Genomic DNA, 20,604 nt, shown 5'->3' on the forward strand with positions numbered 1-20,604 from the left:
TTTAGATTGATGTTCCGACGTCGCAGATTAGCACTGAGTGCTCCGATATCTTCGAATTGTGCGGACAGGATCTGTCTGACATATTCAATCACCGCATTCATTCTCACTCAAAGAAGCCACACTCCCTTAAATACAGCACGCTCTGTTTTACGCGATTGTGATGTTCTTCTAATGTGAGTTCGGGTTCCCCTTCAATGCCTTCGATTTCCAGACTGTAGGGGCCTTCAAAATCATGGTCTTCCAGAATGAAACGGACTTTGAGAAAATCGACGCATCCCGCTTCGCCGAGAGTCGTGAAATTCCAGTCTTTGTATTTGCAGTACGAATCTTTCAGATGCACGTGCTTTACATAAGTGACGACTTCATGCAGGGACTCCAGAACATTGGCATGCTTGTTGTAAAAATTGATGTTGCCGGTATCAAAGTTGAGTCTCAGGTGGGGATGATCAAGGTCTTGCATTGTGCGTAACATGCCGGCTGCATCCACACAAATTCCCGGGTGTGTTTCGAAGCAATAGGTGATTTTTTTCGTGGCGGCATAATCTCCGATCTCGCGCAAGTTTTTGTAGAGATCGTCTCTTTGTGATTCCTGTTCAATTTCGCCAGCCCCTCCCACAACCAGTTTCACACCCAATTGATGTGCCAGGTCGAGTTTTTGTTTTGTGATCGAGACAATCTCAGGATCGAGTGGGTTTCCACTGGTGATATTGCAGCTGGAAAGTTTGACGCGATGCTGTTTCAGGAGGCCTTTAACTCGGTCAATGTCAGCCGCGGTAGAGGCATTCGTGAGGAGGGGCGTTTCTTTAAAGAACGAAGGAACACCATGGTTTTTGATATTCAATTCCAGGTATTCCAGCCCGGCATCGCGGATGTGTTCCATGGCAGCGACAGGACCAAAGCGTCCATATGAATTTGTCAGGCAAGAGACAAGAGCGGCCATACGTTTTACTTTCTGTATCAAGGATCTTTAAACAGTTATTGCAGTACTGCTACTAGAATGTTACTTTGAGCCAGCAATAAATACAAAGCCACTGGGCTAAAGACTTTTAATCTGAGCTGTCTCAGGAGTCACATGGAAGAGGTTTTCTCATGGTTGAGATACAGGAACAACTGAAAACGGCACTATCGCACCATCAATCGGGGGATCTGGATCAGGCGGAAACGATCTACCAACGTGTGCTGGAATCCAATGGTCGGAATTGGGAAGCTTTGTATTATCTGGGTACGCTGCAATTGCAGCGAGGGGATCTGGATCAGAGCATTACCAATTTTCTCAAAGTGACTCAGTTGCAGCCCGAATTGCCTGACGTGCACAATAATTTAGGAGTTGCCTACCATGCGGCCGGCAAGTGGCAGGAGTCTGGCCAGTCGTATGAGCAGGCGCTGCGGATTAATCCTCACTATGAGCGTGCTTATTTCAATCTGGGTTCATTAACGGAAAGCCGTGGTTTATTCACGGATGCAGCCGAATGCTACCGAAAATCGTATGAGTTGAATAAAGAGAACCTGGAAACGTATCAGAAGTTAGCCGACGTACTCAAGCTGGCAGGAGACTTGCCAGAAGCGGAAAAGATCTATCGGGAACTTTTGGGCAAAGTGCCGGATGACTTTAATCTCTCGATGAAATTGGCCTACGTACTGGTTTTGCAACGCCAGTATCACGACGCGATTCAGTTATATGAATCGATGTTAGAGACACATCCGGAGCATTATCAAATCCTGGTGAGTTTGAGTTATGCCTATGAATCGATGGGAAATGGGGAAGCGGCAATTCAGTCTGCGAAACGTGCGATTCAAGCGGCACCGGTTGAACCCGAAGGTTATAATAATCTGGGGAACGCTCTCAAGTTGAAGCATGATATTGCAGGGGCTTGCGATAATTTCATGAAAGCACTGAGCCTGCGGCCCGATTTTCCGATGGCCGAGTTCAATCTGGCGACAACCAATATGCTGGCGGGCGATCTGGCAGCGGGCTGGCGAGGTTATGAGCGACGAGTTGATATTGGCCCGGCGACGCGCACGGCGTATTCGGGACCCCGCTGGCAGGGGGAGTCGTTAGCCGGTAAAACGATTCTTCTGTGGTGTGAACAGGGGTTTGGGGACACGCTCTTGTTTCTCCGCTTTGCGATCGAATTGAAAAGGCAGGGGGCAGCGCAAGTTCTGTTGCTCTGTCAGACCGAACTGGCTGATCTGCTTCAATCCATTCCCGAGATTGATCAGATTCTGATCGAGGGAGATCCCATTCCCGAATATGACTATCAATCAGCGTTACTCAGTGTACCCCTTTATTTGGAAACGAGTCTGGAAACGATTCCTGTTGATGTTCCGTTTTTGGTTCCGTCAGTCGAGCGACAGCAGCATTGGCTTGACTTCCTGTCTGAATATGAGGGCAAAAAGATTGGTTTGAACTGGAGCGGCAATCTTAATTTCCCCAAGGATAAGTTTCGCTCGATTCCGTTACAGGATTTTTTGCCGTTTGGTGACGTTCCGGGTGTGCAACTTGTCAGCCTGCAACAGGTGAACGGTTTGGATCAAATCGCCGCTTTAACGGCATCCTGGAATCTGTTGCAACCAGGGGCAGAATACAAGGCGGAAACAGGCGACTTTACCGAGGTCGCTGCTTTGATTCAGAATCTGGATCTTGTCATTACCTGTGATACGGCGGTGGCGCATCTGGCTGGTTGTTTAGGTGTTCCGGTTTGGATTCTGGTTTCTGAGTTGCCGGAATGGCGGTGGTTGCTCGATCGAACAGATAGTCCCTGGTATCCTTCGGCCCGTCTGTTTCGACAGAAAAATCTGGGGGACTGGGAGCCTGTGATTGCGGAAGTGAAATCGGCCCTGGAACAATGACTCCCCCGTTTTGAGTCTGTGTTACTGTCTGAATCTGAAAAGGAGGACTAAACCTCTGCTAAGATTCAGAATGCGCCGCGTGTCCATCTAAGGACCTGCCTGGCCGGAGGTTTCGTGATGTACGAATTCCTGAGTTGCACTGAAGGACAATCGGTTATTCCGTTTGGGGAGATTATCGCTCAAGTTTGCGTGCTCATATCAGAATCCTGTTTCAGAGAAATTTGACCACGATTTCTTTTCGGGCTAAATTTAAGTTATCTCTCTCCCTGAAACTCCCCGGCAGCATTTCTTGAGTTAATGATTTTCATCAAAGATACTGGGATCTCATTTCATGAATTCCTGGTAGCTTCGTTCCGTTTTCAGTTTTGATACGTATATAAAGAGCAAATTCAATGGGGCAATTCTTAGGTGCATGCGAGAGAGAAGCAATGTCGCGCAGTCTGGTTGAAGTGCGGACACCAGAGTTTAAGTTTGATAAACGCGAAGCTTTTTTACGCGAAACGAAAAAGTTCCCCTGCCTGCGACGAATTCCCGAACTGAACAAACTGGCTGATACTGTTGTCGCCAGTTGGTATCTGGAGCCGTCTAACATCAGTTGTCGTAAATGGCATCGGATTCCACTGGGGCGTTCGATTGGTCTGGCGATGATCAATCCAAAATCGAATAAACTGGAATCCGAGTTGCAGATTGTGGAAGGCCGCAATCTTTCGATCGAGGGAATTTCGTTTTCACATCAGACGCCAATCTATTCGCGTGAAGTTGCCGTGACCTTTGATTTGAAAAAATCGGTGAAGGAATTTCTGGTCGTTCGTCTGGCCTGGAGTCGCTTTTCTGAAAATCAGACTTTTCAGAGTGGGGGCCGATTTCTGTACCAGACCAAACAGAAGGTCGCTTAAGCAGTTTGTGGACTGGGCTCAAACGGTCAACGCGCTGTCAGTTCCAGTTTGCCAGTTCCGCGTGCGCTTTCTGCAGCATCAGCTTGATATCGTCCTGTTCGGAAACGGGACAGCTCTTCAAGCAGCTTTCAAGCAGTTCCACAGCAAGACCCAATTTTTTGGTTTCAAAACTGAGTGCTGCCAGATCTTTTTTGTGCGAGTTCGAAAGTGGGCTCAGCGCAAGCAGTCGACATTGCACATTCCAGGCACGCTGATAGTCCTGCTGTTCTTCATGGATCCGTTTGAGATTCATTAGCATGCGGACAATAATTTCCCGATGGCTGGCCGGCTTTAAGAGCCTGACGAGTTGACTATGGGGGAAATCGCCCAGTTCAGCCAGCCGCTCGATACATTCCTGTTCGTTATAGATGGCGCCTTTTGCATAAGGATCGATGAATAACGGGCCTGTATGAGATTCATAACGGACCAGAAACTGGATGGGGGCAGCGACTCCCTGAATATCAATTCCCAATTCTTTTCCGACCGCCATATAAATGAGCGAGAGTGAAATTGGCAATCCTTGTTTGGATTCCACCACACGATTTAAGTAGCTGCCTTCCGGCTGATGGTAGCAGGTGGTGTTGCCCATGAGTCCGTGCTGTTTTGCCAGACAGTCTGCCAAGCATTGCACCAGCGATCGATCATCATTGGACAGTGCGACGCGACCCGAGAGTTCACAGGCCCGTGATCGAATCCAGATCAAAATCGGCTCAAACTGCAAGTCGGGCTGGTCATCACGGGCCAGTTCCAGAGCGGCTATTGTGAGGTCGATATAATTGTCGTGATGCAGGAGTTTCGAAAATTCCTGATCCTGTTTGAATTGTAAAATGTGTGAAATGTCCATTTGAAAAGACAGGCTTAGTTTTGTAGTTGAGGGGATGCGTGTAGGAATTATGCGTGTAGGAATTAAAAAATGAGAGACGCGTTTATGATTCGATTCTTGTAACTGATTTTAGGGAGTTGTATCAATGTCATTCTTTCTGTGTACAGGGGAAAATTCCGGCATTTTGTAAATACCACAAGATTGAGCCGTTTCATTCTTTTGGCCTTGTTTGTCCTTTTTTGCCGCTCTCAAAAGCGGATCTTCTCAGGACGGGCATCGATTGTTCAAATCGTTGCCAAATTACCGACTTCGAGTCCGCTGCATAGATTGACGCTCGCGGCATGAATCGACAAAATGGGCGAAACCCCTTTTTTAGAACCATTATTTAAGAGAAGAGTCTGGTACGTTCAATGCAATTTTTGCCTGTGGAAGAGCAATTGGCTGTCATCCGTCGCGGCGTCGAGAAGATCGTTCCTGAACAGGAACTGGCAGAAAAATTAAAATGGAGCCGGGAAACCGGAACCCCATTACGGGTAAAATACGGAATTGACCCGACAGGGATTAACCTCCACCTGGGCCATACGGTTCCGATGCGGAAGATGCGCCAGTTTCAGGAACTGGGACATCAGGCTGTCATTATTATCGGAAATTACACGGCCCTCGTTGGAGATCCCAGTGGGCGGGATGAAACCCGGGCGCGTCTCACAGCCGAACAGGTGGAAGCGAATGCCATTGATTATCTCGATCAGGTTGGCAAAGTCATTGACCTGACTAACGCAGAAGTTGTCCGGAACGGCGACTGGTTCAGCAAAATGAATTTTGCCGACATCCTGGAACTCTGCAGCAAAGTCACGATTGCCCAATTGTTGACTCGCGATGATTTTTCCAAGCGGTATCGTGAAGAAGCGGCCATTTATCTGCACGAGTGCCTGTACCCGATTATGCAGGCCTGGGATTCGGTCGAAATTAAAGCCGACATTGAGCTAGGGGGCACCGAACAGCTCTACTCGTTTATGCTGGCGCGCGATTTGCAAAAAGCTCAAGGGTTGAAACAACAGGTAAGTGTAATGTCACCGATTCTGGTGGGCACCGATGGTGTCAGGCGAATGGGTAAGAGCTTGGATAATTACATCGGCATCAGTGAAGCTCCCTATGAGATGATGAAAAAATTCATGCAGCTTTCGGATGACAGTATGCCGATGTTTTATGAACTGTTGACCGACTTTCCTCTTGAGGAAGTGAAGGCCATTCTGCAAGGGCACCCCAAAGAAGCCAAGGTGCAGCTGGCGAAAGCCATTATCAGCGAGTACCACGATGCCGACGCTGCAGACGAATCAGCAGAACGTTGGCAGCAGGAGATTGGTTCGGGGGGCAAGCCCTCTGAGATTCCTGTTGTCAAATTATCGAAGTCAGAGTTGAGCGAAGATGGGACTTTGCCCGCGGCGAACTTGCTGAAACAGGCAGGGTTGTGTGATTCGACCAGTAATGCCCGGCGTTCGATTCAGCAGGGAGGGGCCAAGATGGGGGAAGAGAAAGAAAAAATCGAAACCCATGATCAGGCGATTCCAGTCGAGTCAGGATTGCTGTTATGGGTGGGTAAGAAACGGTTCTGCCAGATCGAACTGGTGGATTAAGTTCGTTTTGAGCTGCGTCTGCCTGGTTTTGTGGGCAAAGAGGGGAATTGAATCCGCGCGGATTGCAATCGCCGACAATACTTCGTAAAACGATGGTTAAGCCGCTTAGTTAAGATACTTTTTGTTCTCCCATTTCGGTGTTTGACACTGCCCGTGTTTGACTCTGGCGGAGACAGTTACTTTTTTTGACGTACTACAGGAAGCAACAGTTATGGCAACAGGTTTTGGAATTGTCGGCTGTGGCATGATTTCGAATTTTCATGCAAAGGCACTCGAAGAGATTCGGGGCGCCAAGCTGGTCGCCTGCTTTGATCGATTTGCAGGATCGGCTGACAAATTTGCAGAAGCGAATGGTTGCACGGCCTATCATGATTTAGATGAAATGCTGGCAGATCCCGAAGTGGATGTCGTCACCATCTGCACGCCCAGCGGTGCGCATATGGATCCGGCAGTTGCTGCGGCGAACGCTGGCAAGCATGTGGTCGTTGAGAAACCGCTGGAAATAACACTCAAACGGTGTGATGCGATTATCGACGCCTGCAAGAAAAATAAAGTTCAGCTGACGACCATCATGCCATCACGGTTTGGTACCGCCAATCAGGAATTAAAAAAAGCGATCGACAAAGGTCGCTTTGGTAAACTGACAATGGGGGATACCTATGTCAAATGGTGGCGGACACAGGAATATTACGACAGCGGCGGATGGCGTGGCACCTGGCAAATGGATGGGGGCGGGGCCTATATGAATCAGGCGATTCATAATGTCGACCTCTTGTTCTGGCTCATGGGCGATGTAGCCGACGTCAACGGCATGACAGGCACTTTGGCTCACAAGCGGATCGAAGTCGAAGACACGGGCGTGGCGACCATTCGCTTCAAAAATGGCGCTCTCGGCGTGATTGAAGCCAGTACGAGTGTTTTTCCTGGACTGCTCAAGAAAACGGAAATCTCCGGTACGCACGGAACCGTCATTATTGAACAGGACGATGTCTTGCATTGGGAGTTTGCCAAAGAGAATGCCCGCGATGAAAAAATTCGAACGGACCTGGCAAAGAAGAGCGGCAATACCGGCGGCGCCAGCGACCCCTCTGCGATTTCTTACGCAGGTCATATGGAACAGTTGAAAGACTTTATCAAGTCGATCAAGACGGGGAAGAAACCGTTTGTGGATGGCAACGATGGTCGTAAGAGTGTCGAAATCATTCTGGCGATCTATCAATCTTCCTGGACCGGCAAGCAGGTTTCACTGCCTTTGAAACGAGATCCCAGGATCCCCAAGACATCAAAGAAAAAGTAAAACCGGAACGGATGTCAAATTCAAAAACAGGACGGGCATTGTATGCTCGTCCTGTTTTTTTATGGGGCCTTTTATCTGGCATCAGAGCGTGTTCTCACTTGAATTCGTAATTCGATGATGTCTTAGTTGAGACGAGTTATGTAAAAATAATATGTTCGATAGACAAAAGTCGATTGAGTGCCTGTCTGAAGAGAGAGTTTCAATATCTACGGGACATTTTTCGGAGAATGACATGCGACTCGGATTCAAATATTTCATGTTGGTAACCACGTTCCTTTTTGCAGGCGTTGTGTATGCAGACAATGAGAACAAAGAGGCGAAATCCGAATCCAAACCATTTCTGACGGTGCAGTTGGTCGACGAACAGGGCAAACCTGTTGTGGGCGCACAGACGGGGATGATTGCTCTTATCAACGGATACGATGAAGAGAACGGTGCTAACTGGAGTTTTGGGCATTTCGGACTCAAATCAGATTCCAATGGCCTCATTCATTTTCGTGATCCTGACAAATATCGTGGTATAGTATTTGCGCGCCATGCCGGGCGGGGACTCGTTGCCATCAAACGCACGGATCTCATTCAGGACAAAAAGTCGCCACTGGTCCTGACGATGTATCACGAATGTCATGTCACTTGGCAGATCAAGAGCAAGCAGCTTAATCAGATAGGGAAAAAAATCGGTCTGATTCGGGGACTCAGTGCTTCCGAGAATATATCCTGCCAATGGTGCAACGATACTGGCTCAACACTTCATTTTTTTCTACCACCGGGCGAATTCACATTGGTAAGTTCTGGAGAAAATATTAATCCGGTAGAAAAAAAGATTATCATCAAAGAGGGGCAAAAAGAATTTGATACAGGGGTGACCAACGCCGACGCCAAGCAATGGATTCTACTTGAAGGCAAGTCCGCACCAAAAATTACCGATGTTCGTGAATGGAAAAATGGACCGCCTGTCAAACTGTCGCAGCTGCGGGGTAAAGTCGTCATTCTAGAATTCTGGGGCTGGTGGTGTGGTCCTTGTATTCTTACAGGCATTCCTTCAATCTTCCAGCTCCAAGATGAATTTTCAAGTGAGGACTTGGTGATCATCGGCATCCATACACCGTATGGCGAGGATGACGAAGTGACTTCGGTCAAAGCGATGGATGAGAAATTGATCAATATTCAAAAGAATATCTGGAAGGGGAGAGAGATTGCGTTCCCGGTTGCCCTCACTCGCCTTCGAAAATTGCCCTACTCCCCTGGGGGAGAGCCGGTTGCGAATTCGAAAATGAGCGTCGACTATGGCATCGATGGCTTTCCGAGTTCGATCGTGATCGATCGCAACGGCAACGTCGTTGGGAAATGGGACCTGAGGGAAAAAGCAGGTCGCGATAAACTGAGAGCACTTTTGGAAGCAAAATAACAGACAGGCTTAAAAGACCTCGCTTTCAGGATGATCGGCAATGACCTGCTGCCGGTATAGTCGCATAATGGTGATAAAGCAGAGGAAGTCGTAGATAGTATGCGTGGTGATCGGAATCAGCAGGTTCTGAGGCGAGAAGAAGACGAGCAGCAGACTCAAGTAAACGCCCATCAGCGTGGCGACGATGACGTACAGGCGGGTGATGGAGTGGACAATGCCAAATAGCAGGTTTGTGAAGATGATGGCGAAAACGACGCCGTATTGAGTCGCCCATGATTGCAGGACGCCGCGAAACAGCATCTCTTCTCCGAGGCCGATAAAAATTGAGAGAATGAACAGCTCCAGAATCGAGCCATGTTCAATGCGGGGACCGAGTTCATCCATCAAGAACTGCTTGATCTTTTGAAATGCCTGGATGCGCGTGCGGACGGCGAACAGAAAAAACAGAAACATGGGCAGTGCTGCTGCGGCCCCGATGAAGAGGTCGGGCCAACTCCAGTTCAGGTTTTGCAGCGGACTGACGCCCAGCACCCAGCCCACACCAAAGGCAATGAAGATAAAGGCAATTGAGAACAGAGAGCCGCCCAGGATGAAGAATTGTTGTTCCTGTATGATGGTGTCTTCAATTTCTTCTTCGTCATCCGAATCAAACATAAGGGGGCGGTTCACTCTCTATCAATGGATTTTTCTTGATTATAGCATCGAATTGGCGGAATCCAAATCGGGCAAGCCTAACCAAGGTTACCGAGTCTTCCTGTTTTATCGGCGGGGGGACTGATTCGAAACTGCATCTTGCAGAAACTCACCATCTCGAATACATTTTCCCAATCTTAACAGGATGTTTTGTGAATAGCAGGCTTCTCAGCGGTCGGCGTTTGAGATTGCCGCTTGTTTCTGTTTCCGCAGTTTCTCTTTTTCTTAAGAAGCGGTAGTGCAAGGATGCTGCACCGTTTACGTCAATGGCTCTGTCCTGACTTGGCGATCGATCTGGGAACGGCTAATACAATTGTAGCCATCCAAGGCGAGGGGATTGCGCTGGACGAACCCTCGGTGGTGGCGTTGCATAAGGGAAGCCGCAAGATTCTGGGTAAAGGAACTGCGGTTGGAAAACTGGCCAAGCAGATGCTGGGCCGCACACCAGACAGCATTATCGCCGTCCGTCCGCTGAAAGATGGCGTGATCACGGATTTTGAGCTCTGCGAAGCGATGCTGCGTTACTTCATTCACAAGGCCCGCCATCATTCGCGCGGGTTGAGACCTCGTGTGGTGATCGCAGTACCGGGCAGTATTACGCCGGTTGAAAAACGCGCGGTGTTTAATAGTGCGGAACGGGCTGGCGCGGGGCGTGTGTATCTGATTGAAGAATCGAAGGCAGCCGGAATTGGCGCCGGCTTACCGATTTCCGAACCGATGGCGAGCATGGTCTGTGACATTGGCGGAGGCACCAGTGAAGTCGCCATCATGAGTCTGGGCGATACCGTGGTCAGCAATTCGGTTCGAATTGGCGGCGATAAATTCGATGAAGCCATCGTGGAATATATGAAGCAGCATTTTTCATTGCGGGTGGGTGTGCAAACGGCGGAAGAACTCAAACTGGAACTGGGCAGTGCTTACCCGTTAGAGCAGGAATTGACGGGCGAAGTGAAAGGCCTGGATATTATCAGCAGCATTCCACGGAAAGCCATCGTGACCAGTGAAGAGCTCCGCGATGCGTTACATGGTCCTTTGGAATCGATTTTGAATTGCTGTAAGCTGACAATCGAACAATGTAAGCCGGAACTTGTGGCAGATCTGGCTGACAACGGAATGGTGCTCACGGGGGGCGGTGCTTTACTGCGGGGGCTTGAATATTACATGACCGAGCAATTGGGAATTCCGGTGCGCGTGGATGAAGACCCGCTGCGGACTGTGGCGCGGGGAACTGCGATTTGCCTGGAACACCTGAGTCAATGGCGACACGCCTTCGATAATGGCGAAGGTGATTTTTAAGGGACGGGCCGCAGTAAATGAAACGCGAGACGCGCTCATCGGAGATGAAGCTGGTATTGCTGGCGATGCTGACAGGCATCGGTCTGTATGCGGTGCCGTCTGCCTATTCGAGCCGCGTCTACAATCTGGTTCGTGATGCTGCCAGGCCGGGACTGGTTCTGGTTCAGCAGATCAAAGACTGGGAGTTTCCTGCTGATAAAGAAACACCGGAAACGTCATTCGTTCAACAACTCGAATCAAAATTATCAGACGCAGAGCAGGAAAACCGGCGGCTTGAGTTGCACGCATTGCAGTTGTCCGAAGAAGTGCAGCGGTTGAAACAAACAGGGGTTCCCGATTATCAAACGCAGGCTAGCGAGCGTTTGCTGGTGCCTGATTTAATCGCAGCAAACGTTCTGGGTGAGTCATCAATCGCCTTGCTAAGAGAAGGGCAATTACTGAATCAGGGAAATGCGCAGGGGGTCCTTGAGTCTGCCTTCGTGTTACAGTCAGATCAGCCGTTGATTGATCAGGGAGCCGAGCAGGGGATCAAAGCCGGTTATTCACTCTATGCGGGGAAGGCAGTCATTGGAAAAATCAGCAAGGTCGGACGTTGGACGAGCAGTCTGATTCCGATCACATCGGTGAAGTATCGTGGATCAGCGCGGATTGCCCGCAAGACCGATCAGGGTTTGCAATGGGGCACCGATGGGATTCTCGTCGGAATGGGGGAAGGGAAATGTCAGTTGTTGCAGATTCCTCCGACCGAATCGATTCAGGTGGGACAGGAAGTTTATACGGGAGAAGTCGATCGTGAACTTCCGCTGAGTATGCAATCGACGTTGGGGCAGCCAATGTATTACGGTCGCGTGATTGAAGCGGAACTTCCCCGAGGAGCCCCTTACTGGAAGGTTCTCGTTGAGCCGGCGGTCACGCTTTCTGATGTAAAACAGGTGAGTGTACTCCGGCAGATTATAAACCCGCGACGAATGTTAGCGAACTGAGGAAGGAACCAGAGTGTGAAATTTTTCAGTTTATTGATCTTTGGCTATCTTATGCTGATCATTCAGATCAGCCTTGTGCCCAGTGGTGCCGTTGAAGGGAGTCGTCCTAACCTGATGCTGCTGGTATTGTGCTTTGCTTTGTTCTGGTACCGAGATGCGCGGGTCTTTTTCTGGGTGATCATGACGGGGCTCATTTATGAGACCTTCGATGCGGCGATTCCGGGTACGGGTATTTTATTGCTGACGTGTCTGGTCTGGCTGGCGTACCGCATCCAGTTGCATTTTCAGATCCGTTCGCTGTTCAGTCGATTTGTGCTGATGGCGTCACTGACGTTTGTCTTTGACAGTCTGTTTCAGGTTCTGAATCGACTGGAAGTGAAGGCGTTCCCCGATCTGTTTTTATTGACGCAGCAGGCAGCCGGGAATGCGCTCTATACCGCGGTTGCGGGACTTGCTTTTCTGGTCTCAGTCAAAATTATCCAGCGGCTGGTTCCCATTGATTTTGAGCCGCATCTGCATCAGGGAACCGGGTATGAAAGCCGCTATTCCCACTGATTGAATTTCCGATCACGATCTTATCAAGAATGATTTTTTATCCGTATGCGAAACCGGCCTGGCAATGATCATCTGAGTTCAGACAGCGATGCTGCGGGGCAGTCGTTTCAGGTGGATCGTCTGCCCGGCGTGCGGGTGTTTTTGTTGGGATTGTTGCTGATTGCGCCGCTCTTGGCAGTGAGCGGGCGTCTGCTATTCATTCAATTAATGAATGCGGAGCATTTTTATTCTCAGTTTGGCCGGACGACGGAATCGTTTGAAACGATTCCCAGTCGTGACGGGCGGATTGTGTCAATTGATGGCCGCGTGTTGGCGTTGGATGTAGAACGCTTTGATCTGCAGGCTCATTATCGCTGGCTCGAAGAACCGCCGAATCAACGCTGGTTAAAGCAGCAGGCATTGATGCTTTTAGAGCCGGTGGATCGTCGTAAACAGGACAAGGTCGAAGCCGCCAAAGAAAAGGTATTGGCCCGCCGTCAGCAACTGTGGGATGAGTTGGCGCTGGTGATGCATTTGACCCCAGAGGAATTAATAGAGTCACGACGCGGGATTCAAAAACGGGTAGAGACGATCATTGAAAGCGTGAATCAGAGAGCGTTACAAAAACAGGCTCAATCTCCGTCTGTGGATGTGGCTGCTGAATCGAAAGCAGCCGACGAACCGGATCGCCTGACTGCGTTCTGGGCGCTTCTAAAAGAGACACTGACCCGGCCACCCCGCCGTCCGAAACGAGATCGAATTGTGGTTCGCGAGGAACTCGATTATCACACGATTACATCAGAAATCCCGCGGGAAATTGCATTGGCGATTTCAGCTCATCCGGAGCGGTTCCCGGGCATCAACATCCAAATCGCGACCTTGCGTGAATATCCACAGAAGACAATCGCCCCGCATGAAATTGGGATTCGTCACCGCATCGATGAAAAAAATCTGGCCACTCGCAAACAGCGATTCCCGGAAGGAGATCCCCTGGATTATCAAGAGGGAGATCGAATCGGCAAGATGGGGGTCGAGCGAACATACGACCGTTATTTGCGCGGGCTGCGTGGGTTGAAGCGGGTGGTCAAAAATCGGCAGGGAGAGATCATTCGCACGGAAGTAATCCGCGAGCCCAAGTCGGGCGATGATGTCGTTTTGACTTTGAATACTCAATTGCAAGGGCAGACGCAGGATCTGCTGGATCAGTCTTTGACGGATTTAGAACAGAGTGCGGATGAGAAACCGGAGAATTCGCTCGATATTTCATCCGGCGGCTGTGTGGTGGTGTTGGATGTTCGAACTGGTGCGATCGTCGCAACCGCCTCCGCACCGCGTTACGACCTGAATTTGTTGTTGAGTCCCTCGCATGAAGAGTGGCAGGCAGTGTTGAATAATCCGAAACGTCCTCTGTTTCCGCGGGCGACTCAGATGATGCTGCCTCCTGGTTCAACGTTCAAGACGCTGACTTCGATTGCGTTGTTAGAGAGCGGCAAGATCGATCCAGATGAATATTATGCTTGTCGCGGCTATCTGGATCGCCCCGATCGACACCGCGATTATATTTTTCGGCATTATGGTGTTGGGCACAACGATATTAATTTGTCGCAGGCGTTATGCCAGTCTTGCAACGTGTATTTCTTTCAGGCAGCGCGCACGATGGGGCCGGAAATGATCTGCCATTGGGCCAGCCAATTGGGCTTTGGCAAACCAACGGGCATCGACATTCCCGGCGAACGAGGGGGGCACCTGCCTGATCCTTCAACCAAAAAGAAAAAAGGGAGTTCTCCCTGGTATCCTGGCGATACACTGGGCATTGCCATTGGTCAGTCACGCTTGACAGTGACTCCGCTGCAGATTGCCCGCTTGATGGCGGTGGTTGCCAATGATGGAGAACTGATTGTTCCACACTTGGGGCACAGTATCGTGCCTTCTTCAGAATCGTCCACAACCACGCGGCAGATGATTTCCTTTCCGCGTCGCTATGTGAGTGGCATCCATCCCGGCACATTGGAGCGGGTGCGTGAGGGGTTGATCAATGTCGTTGCACACCCCCGGGGAACGGGTTATAAAACCGTGCGGATGAAGGAAATTACGATTGCCGGCAAAACGGGAACGGCTGAAACCGGTGGCGGGAAAAATGACCACGCCTGGTTTGCGGGTTTCGTGCCTGCAGAGCGACCGAAGTATGCGTTTGCGGTTGTGATTGAACACGGCGGCTCCGGCAGCCGCGTGGCGGGACCGGTAGCGCAGAAGCTGGTTCAGTTAATGTTGGATACCGGTTTGCTGACGCCGACAGCCGGTAAGCTGCAAGCGAACTGATTCTCTCAGGTCTATTTCTTTTTCTGTTGGGGAGCGATCAAGGCCTGAGGTTGATCGATGTGCAGATAGTGGCCGTGGTCGGCGGTGAGGATGACGACCGTTTCGTCCCAGTTGCTGTTTTTCTCAACCCAGTCGGTAATCACCTTGAACGCGGCGTCTCCACTTTTGACGGCACCGATGGAGTTATCAAGATTGTTATCGTGGTTGGCCCAGTCGACATCGCCGGCTTCGACCAGCAGCCAGAAGCCTTGTTTGTTTTGACTGAGAACCTGCAGTGCCGAGTCGGTCATTTCTGCCAGCGTGGGGTTTTCCAACTTATCTGCTTCGGAATAGACTTCGGCGCTGTTTTTTAATCCTGGTGCGGGTTGGTAGTCACCGTTGGCGGTCTGATATGGGAGATGGGCAGAATATTTTCCGACACCATATACGCCCAGCAGTCGTGTTTTATTCTTAACTGCATTTTCAGTTGCCTGTTTGAGTTCCTCACTGCCTTTGCGCTTGGGAGTCCGAACGGCGACCGTATATTTGCCACCATTTTTGACGTCTGCTTGCTTCAGTGTGTCTTCAGTAATGTATTTCCAGCCGGGCGTGAAATTATTTCCATGTGATTTGGAACCCGTCGGTTTTTCAATCGTACCAAAACCACCGCCCAGGACGACGTCCATGCCGGGAAGTGGTTCCCCCGGATGGGAAATGGAAGTTTGGCCGACCAGATCGCGTGCCAGGTCCTGATAGTCATTGCGGCTGACGTTATGGGCATAGGCGGCGGCAGGTGTGGCGTGCGTAATGGGAACGCTGGTGACAACACCGACCGCGTAGCCTTTTTGTTGTGCTTGATGCGCGATGGTCGTTACAGGTGCTCCTGTAGGATCAACATTGATGGCATTGTTATAGGATTTAATTCCCGCTGTCATTGATGTGGCGGTGTTGGCAGAATCGGGATATGCGTGTTCGCCGTAATTGTTTTTCGCGCTTCCAATCAGGTATTTTTTATCGTTGCCGGGAGTCCAGGGGTTCGGGCCGCCTTTAGTGGCGTTATAACCGCCGCGCATTTTGCCACCCGGGTTGGTCACTCTTTGCTGGTTGACGTCGACGTTCGATCCCGCATTATGCGGGGCGGTTACCATGTAACCAAACTGGGATGTACCAGCGGCCGGGTAATCCTGGAAATGGAATCCGGTGCCGCGTCCGCTTTGATAATTATCTTTACCGGTATAAGACAGGGCGGCTGCTTTGGTCGTCTGCCAGTCCATGCCATCGAAGACAAACAGAATGATGTTCTTCTTGCCTGCTTTCAGTGCCGCTTGCTGCATGTTATACAAATTGGTCTGGTCCAGATATTCTGCCTCCGGATTCACACTATTCTCTGGCAGGAAACCGTAAATGGTTTCCAGTGCTTTTTTGTTGCGATAGGGGCTGTTCTTACCGGTATAGGAATTCAGATCGAGTCCTTGGGGATTCCCTTTGGTACCAAAGGTGTAAACGGGAATCAGACGTAATGAATGGTTGGACCACTGGGTGTAGTTTTCGGGATCGAAGCCCCAATGTGCCACGGGGCTTTTTTTGTTTTGTATCGCAGTCGTCTGGATTTTTCGGATGTGATCCGCGCCCGGTTTTTCTGCAGAAACAGTCGTAACGATTGCCAGTAATATCAGCACTAACAGGCTGGAAGAAACAGCGCGGTTCATTTGATCCTCGGAGTATTTATTAACCAGTAAGTAACGGGAGGAAAACAGGCAGGTCAGACTCTATTATAGCCAGAGGCATGCGGGGTTTGTAAATAGTCCAGATGTGAACCCTGCGTTAAGTTTTGAAGTTTGGTAAGGTACCTTGATGTTTTCAGTGGAAACAGACTCGAAAGAGGGGCAAGCCAGAGAGGAACAAGCCAGAGAGAAAAAATAGTGCGGTTGTGCTTTAGCTGGGGGGATAAAAAATCCTGCCCAACGACATGCGCTGGACAGGATTGTGATTCGCAGAAGCTGAGAAAAACATCGGACTTAATTCAGTTTGAAGTCGATCACATTCTCTCCTGTGGCTTTGACATCAGCAGTGAGCCCTGATTTTTTGGGGTCTCCATAAGCAGGAGGGATCGCCGGTTTCGCTTTGTCGGTCTTGGCTCCTGCTGTACCCGGCATGGGAATTTCGCCGCCTGGTGTAATCGTGACCGTATGTTGGCCTGGAGTGGCGCCGGGGGCCTTTCCCGTTTTGAGTGTATAAGCGCCCGATTGGTCTGTTCTACCAACCGCAGAGGGGCCTGATTTGGGTAAAAACACGATGGTTGCGTCCGAGATTGGATTGCCTGCAATCGTCACGACCCCCTTAACTTCAACGGTTTTCGGTGTGTCATTGGGGGCACCGCTACAACCTGTCGTGAAAACAAGAATTAGAGAGAACAGTAAGCCAGCAAATTTTCGCATATCGACCTCTTGATAAAAACACAGCCTGCCCAACTTTCATTAAACAGGCTGCATTGAATTTTAAATCAGATTCAACAGAACGTTCCTGATTGGCTTAGAATTCGCCAATGGTTTCTGCGCCTTGAATGGACGCCAGGGCACGATACGTTCCGGTGTCGATGTTTTCACTGACAAACCGAACGGCGCCATCACCCATTAAGAAATGAGCACCCCCGACATGCCGACTGGCAAAGGAATAATTGTAGGGCCAGTCTCCTGAAGTATAAGTGTTGTTAGCATAATGATTCAAAGGGACAGCACAGGTTGCTGTACTACCATTGAACCACCACCACCAGGAGTGACTACATTCTCGGGGAAGGGCTTCCCCCACAAATAATGTCGAGCTGAGTCCATCAGAGACATCGCGCACCTTGGTCGTGTTGACTTTGCTGCCTCCGTTTCGACACATAAAACCGTTACCCCAGTCGAGTCCATGTGTACCACTGGCAACATTGGCGTTGCGTCCTGTTGGATCGGAATGAATAAATGATCCCCATGCCCAGTTATTTCCTGAAACCGCCTTATAGCTGGTAATAGCTCTCTCACCACCGACATTGGCACGACCTCCTAAAATGCCACTCTCCACGCCCGGGTCAGTCGGACACAGCATGACTGTGAGAATCGTTTTTGAGACTTCGTCATTATTCGGATCTGACAAAGGTAGCCCATGATTGATTTTATTATAGACATTGGCCTGATCGATAAAGGGGAGCATATAGGAAATCCAGCTCATGCCCCGTTGTGTGGCATCATAACCACCATCAAGTGTGTGCTTGTAACTCATCGGAAACATGCTGTGAGTTTCATGGTAATTGTGTAGTCCCAGCCCGATTTGTTTCAGGTTGTTTTTACAGGTACTTCTGCGGGCTGCTTCACGGGCCTGTTGGACTGCGGGGAGTAGCAGGGCGATTAAAATCGCGATGATGGCGATGACCACCAGTAGTTCAATTAACGTAAAAGCGCGTCTCGGCAATTGATTCGTTGGCACGTTTCTCTCCTTGGTCATTAAGAATAGATAAAGGATAAAAGGCGACGAAAGTTCGTCATCGAAATGGCAAGTAATCTGCTATCAAAAAAGTAATCAGAATAGATAGAATTGAGTTTCGTTTAGAAGCACAAAGCCCCCGCATCAATGCATTTAGCTATGTGAATTTGTTGATGCTTTATTCAAGTCTACAGTGATTTGAATTATTCTGCCAATGTATTCAGTTGATTAATGTGCGGTTTTAAAAGATTGTACGTTTGGTCTGTGAAAGGTTAACTTTTATCATTTGTCAACCGATTCTAGAGATCAATACCAGAAGACCCTGTTCCGAGTGTGATCAGTCGGAAACCTCCCGAAGCTTTCAGGGCCGGGGCAATCATTGAACCAGGGCAGACGCATCACGATGGAAAAGTGAGTCACTCCGGGGCTTGTGCCTGCTCCTGGACTCAGAGGGTGATGTTGGCAAGATAGCGCACGATGTCTGTCTCGCTGATCGGTGGCTTTGGGGGCAACACGAGTGATGGAAAAGCCGTGCAAGTCATTCACTCACAGAAGGCGTTGCGAGAGAAAGCTGTGAGTTGCTTTGGAGATATACCAGGAATGGGATCGCGATGATCTAGACACGCCTTCTTACTTCAATTCAGCGAGTGGCTTGTACGTGTTGGCAGGGATCGTGTTTCACTGCTAACGAAACCCATCCTGGTGATTCATGGTCGGGATCGGGGTATTTATTTCATGTCCAGGTCGAATGTATTTTCGCCTGCTTTGACAGTAAATGTCACACCGCTTGTTTCTGGATTCCGGTATTTCTTAGGAATTTCGGGCCATTCTTTTTCGGGAAGCTCTTTACCGGTGTTGACCGCTTCCGCTTCAGCTGGTGTCAATTCAACAGTCGGCGGTGTCACGCCAATCTGATAGTCGCCGACTAATATGGCATCCTCACGTCTCATGCGGAGTGCATATGATCCATCTGCGGCAATGGCACTTGATGCTGTGATTCCCTTGTCTTTGTGTAGGAAGACAATCGATGCGCCTTCAGAGACAGGCTTTCCATTAAATGTGACTTTGCCTGTTACCGTTCCGGTGTCACCCTCTGGTAGCGTGCTTCCACCACCACAGCCAACAAGACACAGCGTCGCCAATACCAGCCCACTCATGAAAACCTGTTTTGGTTGATTCATCATGAATAAATTGTGCATTTCTTCCCTTATTTTCTATCTGTATATAATCCAAGGAGGTATGAATGAGAACTCAAAGCGGTGAGGTCATTGACCTGAAAAAAAATGCAGGCGGACATAGACTGCCCGCCTGCAAGATGAAGATCAGAATTCGCCGAGTGGCTTTCCATCGTCACGCGTTGCTAAACGTCGTAACGTCTGCATATCGATATTTTCACTGATAAATCGGACGGAACCATCACCCAGCAATGCATGCACGCCTCCGACGTGTGGAGAGTAAATGCCGTTGTTGGGGCCATCGTTATTTCCGACTCCCGGCAAGGTGTTATCGACAGTATTGGGGGGATAACGAATTGTCGTCAGGTTGAAGGTCCGGTTTTGTCCGGTTTCACCACCGTCGGCCGTTCCCATCATAAAGCCATGGTTACTGTTGACTTGCACCGGATTATCAGCAGTATCGCGGAAATAATCGGAGCACTCACTAACCACGATAATGTTTGTGGTTCCATCACTAATGTCTTTAATGGAGATACATTTATTCTGAAGCAAAACCCCGCCGCGTGCTTTGATGCCGCCAGCAACGACTGAAGTACAACATCCAGTATAAGCGTATTCGTTGTGAATGGATGCATTGGTGAACCCGTTGCCGTTGGTAGCTCCTGAAATTCCGACATAGTGTGGGCGGAGCGTCCAACCGCCACCGGTGTCGTGCGTGAATTTTGCCATGGGACTGGAAGGACAGACCATTAAGGGAATCGTGACACGGTTAGCAACCGCGCCATTCCCAGCATATCCGGAGTGGGTCACTTCCATATTCAATTTATTGTAGAGCGGCGCTTGATCCATATAAGGCAGAATGCCAACCCACCAGGAAACTCCCCAGCCGCCTGTCTGGTCTCTTCTTGCACCAAGAGGAAAGCATTTGTAGTTATCGTGGTAGTTGTGGTGGGCAAGGCCGATTTGCTTGAGGTTGTTTTTGCAGCTTGATCGTCTAGCTGCTTCACGTGCCTGTTGAACGGCGGGCAGAAGTAGAGCAATCAAGATTGCGATGATCGCAATCACCACGAGTAGCTCAATGAGAGTAAAACCACTTTTTCGTACCGAGCGCTAGAATGATTTCATGGACCTTCTCCTTAGAAAAATTATATATAATATATTGCCTGACTCTATAAATAGAACACCTTTCAGGAAACTTGAACTTCACTGGAGTAGA

Annotated in this window: 17 protein-coding genes; 9 read left to right on the forward strand and 8 right to left on the reverse strand. The window is 49.6% G+C overall.

What is annotated here, in order from left to right:
- Positions 1-103: 103 nt before the first annotated feature.
- On the reverse strand, positions 104-940 hold the full coding sequence (locus AAC022_RS05840; protein WP_339728896.1) for a sugar phosphate isomerase/epimerase family protein: 837 nt from the start codon (positions 938-940) through the stop codon (positions 104-106).
- Positions 941-1,089: 149 nt separating this feature from the next.
- Between AAC022_RS05840 and AAC022_RS05845 the strand changes: the two genes are divergently transcribed.
- A complete protein-coding gene (locus tag AAC022_RS05845; protein ID WP_339728899.1) occupies positions 1,090-2,850 on the forward strand; it encodes a tetratricopeptide repeat protein in 1,761 nt (586 codons plus the stop codon).
- Between the two features lie 392 nt (positions 2,851-3,242).
- Positions 3,243-3,746, forward strand: coding sequence for a hypothetical protein (locus AAC022_RS05850; RefSeq protein ID WP_339728902.1), 504 nt, complete (start codon positions 3,243-3,245; stop codon positions 3,744-3,746).
- Between the two features lie 37 nt (positions 3,747-3,783).
- Here AAC022_RS05850 and AAC022_RS05855 read toward each other — a convergent pair whose 3' ends face one another.
- The gene (locus tag AAC022_RS05855; protein WP_339728904.1) at positions 3,784-4,629 is read right to left on the reverse strand and encodes a transglutaminase-like domain-containing protein; all 846 of its coding nucleotides are present in this window, start codon (positions 4,627-4,629) and stop codon (positions 3,784-3,786) included.
- A 389-nt stretch (positions 4,630-5,018) separates the two neighbouring features.
- Here AAC022_RS05855 and tyrS point away from each other — a divergent pair, with 389 nt between their 5' ends.
- The 3 genes from tyrS (at position 5,019) to AAC022_RS05870 (ending at position 8,947) form a co-directional block, all read left to right on the forward strand.
- The gene (gene tyrS / locus AAC022_RS05860) at positions 5,019-6,242 is read left to right on the forward strand and encodes a tyrosine--tRNA ligase (protein ID WP_339728906.1); all 1,224 of its coding nucleotides are present in this window, start codon (positions 5,019-5,021) and stop codon (positions 6,240-6,242) included.
- 211 nt (positions 6,243-6,453) lie between these two features.
- Positions 6,454-7,539 (forward strand): Gfo/Idh/MocA family oxidoreductase, encoded by a 1,086-nt coding sequence (locus tag AAC022_RS05865; protein WP_339728909.1) that lies wholly within the window; start codon positions 6,454-6,456, stop codon positions 7,537-7,539.
- A gap of 232 nt (positions 7,540-7,771) precedes the next feature.
- Positions 7,772-8,947 carry a TlpA disulfide reductase family protein gene (locus AAC022_RS05870; RefSeq protein WP_339728912.1) on the forward strand — a complete coding sequence of 392 codons (1,176 nt, stop codon included), beginning with the start codon at positions 7,772-7,774 and terminating at the stop codon, positions 8,945-8,947.
- Positions 8,948-8,956: 9 nt separating this feature from the next.
- Here AAC022_RS05870 and AAC022_RS05875 read toward each other — a convergent pair whose 3' ends face one another.
- A complete protein-coding gene (locus tag AAC022_RS05875; protein ID WP_339728914.1) occupies positions 8,957-9,601 on the reverse strand; it encodes a CPBP family intramembrane glutamic endopeptidase in 645 nt (214 codons plus the stop codon).
- Between the two features lie 285 nt (positions 9,602-9,886).
- On the opposite strand from AAC022_RS05875, the gene AAC022_RS05880 reads away from it, so the two are divergent.
- The 4 genes from AAC022_RS05880 to AAC022_RS05895 are packed head-to-tail and all read left to right on the forward strand — an operon-like array spanning position 9,887 to position 14,772.
- On the forward strand, positions 9,887-10,936 hold the full coding sequence (locus AAC022_RS05880) for a rod shape-determining protein (protein ID WP_339728916.1): 1,050 nt from the start codon (positions 9,887-9,889) through the stop codon (positions 10,934-10,936).
- Positions 10,937-10,953: 17 nt separating this feature from the next.
- Entirely contained in the window at positions 10,954-11,919 is a 966-nt protein-coding gene (mreC, locus tag AAC022_RS05885) for a rod shape-determining protein MreC (protein ID WP_339728917.1), read from the forward strand.
- A 15-nt stretch (positions 11,920-11,934) separates the two neighbouring features.
- Positions 11,935-12,474, forward strand: a complete 540-nt coding sequence (locus tag AAC022_RS05890) for a hypothetical protein (protein WP_339728919.1) — start codon at positions 11,935-11,937, stop codon at positions 12,472-12,474.
- 45 nt (positions 12,475-12,519) lie between these two features.
- Positions 12,520-14,772 (forward strand): penicillin-binding transpeptidase domain-containing protein, encoded by a 2,253-nt coding sequence (locus AAC022_RS05895; protein WP_339728922.1) that lies wholly within the window; start codon positions 12,520-12,522, stop codon positions 14,770-14,772.
- An 11-nt stretch (positions 14,773-14,783) separates the two neighbouring features.
- Here the strand turns inward: AAC022_RS05895 and AAC022_RS05900 are convergent, their stop codons facing one another.
- From AAC022_RS05900 to AAC022_RS05920, 5 genes are all read right to left on the reverse strand, one after another.
- On the reverse strand, positions 14,784-16,460 hold the full coding sequence (locus AAC022_RS05900) for an alkaline phosphatase (protein ID WP_339728925.1): 1,677 nt from the start codon (positions 16,458-16,460) through the stop codon (positions 14,784-14,786).
- A gap of 309 nt (positions 16,461-16,769) precedes the next feature.
- Positions 16,770-17,189 carry a hypothetical protein gene (locus tag AAC022_RS05905; protein ID WP_339728927.1) on the reverse strand — a complete coding sequence of 140 codons (420 nt, stop codon included), beginning with the start codon at positions 17,187-17,189 and terminating at the stop codon, positions 16,770-16,772.
- A gap of 94 nt (positions 17,190-17,283) precedes the next feature.
- A complete protein-coding gene (locus AAC022_RS05910; protein ID WP_339728930.1) occupies positions 17,284-18,216 on the reverse strand; it encodes a DUF1559 domain-containing protein in 933 nt (310 codons plus the stop codon).
- 725 nt (positions 18,217-18,941) lie between these two features.
- Positions 18,942-19,412 (reverse strand): carboxypeptidase-like regulatory domain-containing protein, encoded by a 471-nt coding sequence (locus AAC022_RS05915; protein WP_339728932.1) that lies wholly within the window; start codon positions 19,410-19,412, stop codon positions 18,942-18,944.
- Between the two features lie 123 nt (positions 19,413-19,535).
- Positions 19,536-20,453, reverse strand: coding sequence for a DUF1559 domain-containing protein (locus tag AAC022_RS05920; RefSeq protein WP_339728934.1), 918 nt, complete (start codon positions 20,451-20,453; stop codon positions 19,536-19,538).
- Positions 20,454-20,604 lie beyond the last annotated feature (151 nt).

Origin of the sequence: uncultured Gimesia sp. (genome assembly GCF_963976445.1) — a bacterium.
Lineage (GTDB): Bacteria > Planctomycetota > Planctomycetia > Planctomycetales > Planctomycetaceae > Gimesia.